The 225-nt window shown below is 41.3% G+C and carries 1 pseudogene; it reads right to left on the reverse strand.

Annotation, left to right across the window (positions count from 1 at the left end):
• A pseudogene (locus tag HMPREF2766_RS04460) lies at positions 1 to 225 on the reverse strand (hypothetical protein); the annotation flags it as partial.

Genomic DNA, 225 nt, shown 5'->3' on the forward strand with positions numbered 1-225 from the left:
AAAGTAATACCATTCGTTCTTGGCACCTTCTGCAAACTTGCCGACTGCCATTTCTCCTGAGTCGGCATCAAAGTAACGGATGGATTTATCAGCCAAAGTTACTACTTTACCCTTGACTTGCTTACCATCTTGGTCAAAGTAAAGTGTTTGTTTGCCAATCTTTTGAAGACCTGTCACTGCTTTACCAGTTTTGTCAAAGTAATACCATTCGTTCTTGGCACCTTC

Source organism: Streptococcus sp. HMSC076C08 (genome assembly GCF_001810825.1).
In the GTDB taxonomy this organism is placed as follows: Bacteria; Bacillota; Bacilli; order Lactobacillales; family Streptococcaceae; genus Streptococcus.